At 65.8% G+C, this 2,766-nt stretch carries 4 protein-coding genes; all 4 read left to right on the top strand.

The features are described from left to right. A partial coding sequence (locus tag AC1DY5_RS50320) for an SDR family NAD(P)-dependent oxidoreductase (RefSeq protein WP_478121796.1) occupies positions 1-416 on the top strand: 416 nt, incomplete at its 5' end. A gap of 43 nt (positions 417-459) precedes the next feature. After that, complete coding sequence (isoI, locus tag AC1DY5_RS50315) at positions 460-1,176, top strand: iIsoprene-epoxide--glutathione S-transferase (RefSeq protein WP_478121795.1); 717 nt, start codon at positions 460-462, stop codon at positions 1,174-1,176. Between the two features lie 40 nt (positions 1,177-1,216). After that, on the top strand, positions 1,217-1,945 hold the full coding sequence (locus AC1DY5_RS50310; RefSeq protein ID WP_478121794.1) for a glutathione S-transferase family protein: 729 nt from the start codon (positions 1,217-1,219) through the stop codon (positions 1,943-1,945). 9 nt (positions 1,946-1,954) lie between these two features. Beyond that, on the top strand, positions 1,955-2,766 hold an 812-nt coding region (locus AC1DY5_RS50305; RefSeq protein ID WP_478121793.1), incomplete at its 3' end, for an aldehyde dehydrogenase family protein.

The raw sequence follows: 2,766 nt of genomic DNA, 5'->3' as shown, positions 1-2,766 counted from the left end.
ACATTGACTACGACGACATGCGCCGGCAATTCGAGATCAACACGCTGGGGCCGCTGCGCGTTGCCGAGGCCTGTGCGCCATTCCTGGATTCGGGGTCGAAGCTCGGCATCGTGACAAGTCGCGTGGGTTCGCTGGGCGACAACAGTTCGGGCGGCATGTATGCCTACCGCGTCTCGAAGGCGGGCGCAAACATGGTGGCGCTTAACCTGCACCACGATCTGAGCAAGCGCGGCATTGCGGTCGTGGCGCTCCACCCGGGCATGGTCGCGACCGACCTGACCAAGGACTATCCCGGGAACTTCAACTACATCCAGCCCGCGGATGCAGCGCGAGGCCTGATCGCACGCATGGACGAACTCGACCTGGCGTCTTCGGGCCAGTTCCGTCACGCAAACGGGGAACAGCTGCTCTGGTAGCAGCTACTCCTTTTCAGCCACCACCACAACGACGGAGACAGCAATGATCACTCTGTACCAATACATGCCGGCCTGGACGGTTCCCTGCATCAGTCCCTACGTCACCAAGGTGGCGTACTACATGAAGATGGCGGGCCTGCCCTTCGAGGCCAAGCCGCAGGACCTGACCCGGCTCGACCGGGACACGCCAGCCGGCAAGCTGCCCTGCATCGTCGACACCGACGGGACGAGCGTGAACGACTCCACACACATCATCGAGTACCTGCAGGGCAAGTACGGCGAAATCCTCGACGAAGGTGCCAGTGCCGCGGAGCGGGCGCAGATGGTGGCCTTCAACCGCATGATCGACGAGCACACCTACTGGGTGGCGGTGATCCAGCCGCGCTGGCGCGAGAGCGAGGGCTGGGAGAAGTACATCCGCATCATCGCCGGCACCGACGACGTGCCGCCGGCATTGCGTGCTTTCGCCGACGATTTCCGCTTTCGCATCCTCAACGAATTCATGACCGGTGGCTGGGGACGCATGCCCGCGGACGTGATCTACCGGCGTGCGCGCGTGGACGTCGATGCGATGTCCGATTTCCTCGGCAGCAAGCCGTTCTTCATGGGCGAGACGCCGCGTTGGGTCGACGCTTCCGTCCTGTCGATCCTGCGGCACATCGTCGATTCGCCGTTCAAGTACGACACCAAGGAATACGCCGCTTCGAAGAAGAACCTGGTGGCGTACATGAACCGCATGCACGGGCGCTTCGGCATCTGAGCAGCGCGCCCTATTTCCTGCCGACCCGGAGTCGACCGACATGATTGAGCTCTACTACTACACCTCTCCCAACGCCCGCAAGGTGTTGATGATGCTCGAGGAGGTCGGCCTGCCCTATGAAGTGCGGTGGATCGACATCAGCGCCGGCGATCAGCACAGCGAGGCCTACGCACGGGTGAACCCGAACCGGAAGATCCCGGCGCTGATCGACGCCGAGGGCCCGGGCGGCCGGCCGCTCGTGCTATTCGAGTCGGGTGCCATCCTGCTGTACCTGGCGGAGAAGACGGGCCGCCTGCTTCCGGTCGAGCCCGCGAGGCGCTGGAACGTGATCAAGTGGCTGTTCTGGCAGACCTCGAGCCAGGGGCCGTTGCTGGGACAGGCCGCGCATTTCGTGAGCCATGCCGCCCATCGCGGCATCGACGTGCAGTACGCGGTGAACCGTTACAAGGGCGAGGCCACCCGTTTGTATGGCGTGCTCGAGTCGCAGCTGAAGGACCGCGAGTACATCGACGGCGAATTTTCCATCGCCGACATCGCCGCCTTCCCCTGGGTGCGCGTCGCGAAGGGCCAGGGCGTGCTCCTCGACGGTTTTCCCAACGTGAAGCGCTGGTGCGACGCGGTGGGCGAACGCCCTTCCGCACGCAAGAGGCTGGACCGCGACGAAGCGACCCGGCAGGCAGCTCGCACGGGCTACTACACGGACGAGACCTGGAAGATCCTGTTCGGCGGCCATGCGGATGGCCAGTCCGCCACACCCATCAGCAACTGAGAAAGCCCAATGAACTCTCCCGAAATCCTCCAGTCGCCGATGTGGATCGGCGGCAAGCCGGTCTCCAGCCCGGACAGCATCGCGGTCTCGGATCCCGCCAGCGGCGAAACCTTCGCCCGCGTGCCCGACTGCACGCGCACGCAACTCGACGACGCCGTGGCGATCGCGCAGCGCGCCTTCGCCGAATGGAGCCACGCGCCGGGCGAACGACGCCGCGCGCTCGTCAATGCCTTCATCGAACGCGTGGTCGCCGACACCGACGTACTCGCCGGCCTGATCACCCGAGAGCAGGGCAAGCCCCTGCCCAAGGCGCGCAGCGAGATCGGCTCAGCCGTCTTCTTCTCGCGTGGCTACGCGGCTGTCGAGCTCAAGCCCGAAGTGCTGCGCGACACGCCGCAGCAACGCGCCGAATTGCGGCGCCGTCCGCTGGGCGTGGTCGGCGCGATCACCGCGTGGAACTATCCGGTGCTGCTGGCGATGTGGAAGATCGTCCCGGCCGTGCTGGCCGGCAACACGGTGGTCCTGAAGCCCTCGCCGAACACGCCTGTCGCGACACTACGCCTCGGCGAGCTGGCCCAGGAGGTCTTTCCGCCGGGGGTGGTCAACGTGGTGTCCGGCGGCAGCGCGCTGGGTGCCTGGATGACCGAGCACCCCGACATCCGCAAGATCGCCTTCACGGGCTCGGGGCCGACCGGCAAGCGCATCATGGCCAGCGCCGCGGGCAGCCTCAAGCGCCTGACGCTCGAACTAGGCGGCAACGACGCCGGCATCGTGCTCGACGACGTGGACCCGGCGGCGATCGCGCCCGACCTGTTCTGGGC

The sequence above is a fragment of the Variovorax sp. P4_D9 genome (assembly GCF_056401695.1).
Note: the sequence above shows the minus strand (reverse complement) of the source record. Positions and strands in the feature narration are given on the sequence as shown.